Raw genomic sequence first — 3,899 nt, 5'->3', positions numbered from 1 at the left:
GAAAATGAAACTGAAGACCAAGCTCTCAAAGCAGGCGACACCTTAACCTTAAAAGCGGGTAAAAACTTAAAAGTTAAACGTGATGGGGCTAATGTAACCTTTGCTTTAGCGAAAGACCTTGATGTGACCTCTGCAAAAGTGAGTGATAAGTTGTCTATTGGTTCTGGTGCGAATGCGGTTGATGTTACTAGTGATGGTAAAGGCTTGAACTTTGCTAAAGCGACAGCAGTGAATGGAGATAAGTCAGTTCATCTGAACGGTATTGCTTCTACTTTGCAAGATACTCTATTGAATGTTGGGGTTGTGAATAAATTAGATGGCAATGGCATTGACGATGAGGAGAAAAAACGTGCAGCAAGCGTTAAAGATGTCTTGAATGCAGGTTGGAATATTAGAGGGGTTAAGTCTACAGGTAGTGATGTTGATAATGTTGATTTTGTAGCGACCTACGACACGGTAGACTTTATTAGCGGAGATAAAGATACCACAACCGTAACTGTAGATAGTAAAGAAAACGGTAAGAGAACCGAAGTTAAAATCGGTGCGAAGACTTCTGTTATCAAAGAAAAAGACGGTAAGTTATTTACTGGAAAAGATAACAAAGAGAAAAATCAAGCTACGAATGCTAGCACAACTGAAGATGCAGACGAGGGTAAAGGCTTAGTGACTGCAGAAGCTGTAATTAATGCAGTGAACAAGGCTGGTTGGAGAGTTAAAACAACAGATGCTAATGGTCAAGCTGGTAACTTTGAGACTGTTAAATCAGGCACAAATGTAACCTTTGCTGATGGTAATGCGACTACAGCTATCGTAAGTAAAGGTGATAACGGCGACATCACTGTTAAGTACGATGTAAATGTTGGCGACGGTTTAAAACTTGATACTGTTAACAAAAAAATCACAGCAGATACGACCGCACTTACTGTGACAGGCGGTAAAGTTGCTACCCCAACTACTGATACAGAGAAGAAAAAGCTCGTTAATGCAGAGGGGTTAGCTGAGGCTTTAAATAAACTAAGTTGGACTGCAAAAGCTGGAAGTGAAGACGGTGGCGAGTTAGATAATAATAACAATGCCGATGGCAAAGAAGTCAAAGCAGGCGAAACGGTAACCTTTAAAGCGGGCAAGAACTTAAAAGTGAAACAAGAGGGTGCGAACTTTACTTATTCACTGAAAGATGCTTTAACAGGCTTAACGAGCATTACTTTAGGCGATACAGCTAATGGCGGAAATAGTGCAATCACTAAGATTGACCAAAACGGCTTAACCATCACGCCAGCAACCAATGCGGGTGTGACAGCTAAAGAAGAAGATAAAATCAGCGTAACCAAAGATGGCATTAAAGCGGGTAATCAAGTAATTGCCAATGTTAAGAGTGCTTTAACCACTTATGGCGCAACTCCAAATGGTGCGGGAACTCAACCTGCAGGTGGTAACACTAATACAGCTAAAAATAGCTTAATTAATTTAGATGCTGTTACAACACCTGCAACTGGCGGTACTACTACAGATAATGCTTTAGCAAGCAAAGCTGCAACCGTCGGCGACTTAGCGGGCTTGGGCTGGGTGCTTTCATCTGATAAAACCACAAAAGCTGACGGTACTGGTGTTGAAGATAATAAAGAGTTCCATGCAGCGGTTAAAAACGCCAATGAAGTTGAGTTTAAAGGTAAGGGTGCAGCGACTGTATCTGCGAAATCTGAAAACGGTGGTAAATACGTAGTAACCGTTGATGTAGCGAAAACAAAAGTTGGCGATGGTCTTGAGGAAAATGACGGCACAATCAAAGTGAAAGCTAAAGAGGGTGCTGACAACTTATTGACTGTAACTAATGAAGGTGCCTCTGTTACTAAAGGCGAGTTTAATAAAGTAGAGACAACAACTCCTGCTGCTCAAGGTGGAAATACCAATACTGCCGACCGCGGTAAAGTAACTGTTAAGGCTTCAAATGGCGGACAAGCAACCGCAGATGACAAGAAAAAAGTGGCGACTGTTGGCGATGTTGCAGATGCTGTCAATAGTGCTTCAACTTTCGTGAAAGTGGGAAGTACAACTGATGATATTGAAAATGATGCAGCAGGCGAAAATGAAACTGAAGACCAAGCTCTCAAAGCAGGCGACACCTTAACCTTAAAAGCGGGTAAAAACTTAAAAGTTAAACGTGATGGGGCTAATGTAACCTTTGCTTTAGCGAAAGACCTTGATGTGACCTCTGCAAAAGTGAGTGATAAGTTGTCTATTGGTTCTGGTGCGAATGCGGTTGATGTTACTAGTGATGGTAAAGGCTTGAACTTTGCTAAAGCGACAGCAGTGAATGGAGATAAGTCAGTTCATCTGAACGGTATTGCTTCTACTTTGCAAGATACTCTATTGAATGTTGGGGTTGTGAATAAATTAGATGGCAATGGCATTGACGATGAGGAGAAAAAACGTGCAGCAAGCGTTAAAGATGTCTTGAATGCAGGTTGGAATATTAGAGGGGTTAAGTCTACAGGTAGTGATGTTGATAATGTTGATTTTGTAGCGACCTACGACACGGTAGACTTTATTAGCGGAGATAAAGATACCACAACCGTAACTGTAGATAGTAAAGAAAACGGTAAGAGAACCGAAGTTAAAATCGGTGCGAAGACTTCTGTTATCAAAGAAAAAGACGGTAAGTTATTTACTGGAAAAGATAACAAAGAGAAAAATCAAGCTACGAATGCTAGCACAACTGAAGATGCAGACGAGGGTAAAGGCTTAGTGACTGCAGAAGCTGTAATTAATGCAGTGAACAAGGCTGGTTGGAGAGTTAAAACAACAGATGCTAATGGTCAAGCTGGTAACTTTGAGACTGTTAAATCAGGCACAAATGTAACCTTTGCTGATGGTAATGCGACTACAGCTATCGTAAGTAAAGGTGATAACGGCGACATCACTGTTAAGTACGATGTAAATGTTGGCGACGGTTTAAAACTTGATACTGTTAACAAAAAAATCACAGCAGATACGACCGCACTTACTGTGACAGGCGGTAAAGTTGCTACCCCAACTACTGATACAGAGAAGAAAAAGCTCGTTAATGCAGAGGGGTTAGCTGAGGCTTTAAATAAACTAAGTTGGACTGCAAAAGCTGGAAGTGAAGACGGTGGCGAGTTAGATAATAATAACAATGCCGATGGCAAAGAAGTCAAAGCAGGCGAAACGGTAACCTTTAAAGCGGGCAAGAACTTAAAAGTGAAACAAGAGGGTGCGAACTTTACTTATTCACTGAAAGATGCTTTAACAGGCTTAACGAGCATTACTTTAGGCGATACAGCTAATGGCGGAAATAGTGCAATCACTAAGATTGACCAAAACGGCTTAACCATCACGCCAGCAACCAATGCGGGTGTGACAGCTAAAGAAGAAGATAAAATCAGCGTAACCAAAGATGGCATTAAAGCGGGTAATCAAGTAATTGCCAATGTTAAGAGTGCTTTAACCACTTATGGCGCAACTCCAAATGGTGCGGGAACTCAACCTGCAGGTGGTAACACTAATACAGCTAAAAATAGCTTAATTAATTTAGATGCTGTTACAACACCTGCAACTGGCGGTACTACTACAGATAATGCTTTAGCAAGCAAAGCTGCAACCGTCGGCGACTTAGCGGGCTTGGGCTGGGTGCTTTCATCTGATAAAACCACAAAAGCTGACGGTACTGGTGTTGAAGATAATAAAGAGTTCCATGCAGCGGTTAAAAAACGCCAATGAAGTTGAGTTTAAAGGTAAGGGTGCAGCGACTGTATCTGCGAAATCTGAAAACGGTGGTAAATACGTAGTAACCGTTGATGTAGCGAAAACAAAAGTTGGCGATGGTCTTGAGGAAAATGACGGCACAATCAAAGTGAAAGCTAAAGAGGGTGCTGACAACT

Annotated in this window: 1 protein-coding gene and 1 pseudogene; both read left to right on the top strand. The window is 41.5% G+C overall.

Going from position 1 to position 3,899, the window contains the following annotated elements; all coding sequences use genetic code 11:
- A pseudogene (locus GG9_RS0109140) lies at window positions 1–3,738 on the top strand (hypothetical protein); the annotation flags it as partial.
- Window positions 3,713–3,899: hypothetical protein (locus GG9_RS09730; protein ID WP_032825224.1), on the top strand; the 187-nt coding region annotated here is incomplete at its 3' end. The pseudogene GG9_RS0109140 and the gene GG9_RS09730, both read left to right, overlap by 26 nt.

It is taken from the genome of Haemophilus haemolyticus M19501 (genome assembly GCF_000222025.1).
Classification (GTDB): Bacteria; Pseudomonadota; Gammaproteobacteria; order Enterobacterales; family Pasteurellaceae; genus Haemophilus; species Haemophilus haemolyticus_G.
The sequence above is the reverse complement of the archived record's forward strand: the minus strand, read 5'-3'. Positions and strand labels throughout refer to the sequence as shown.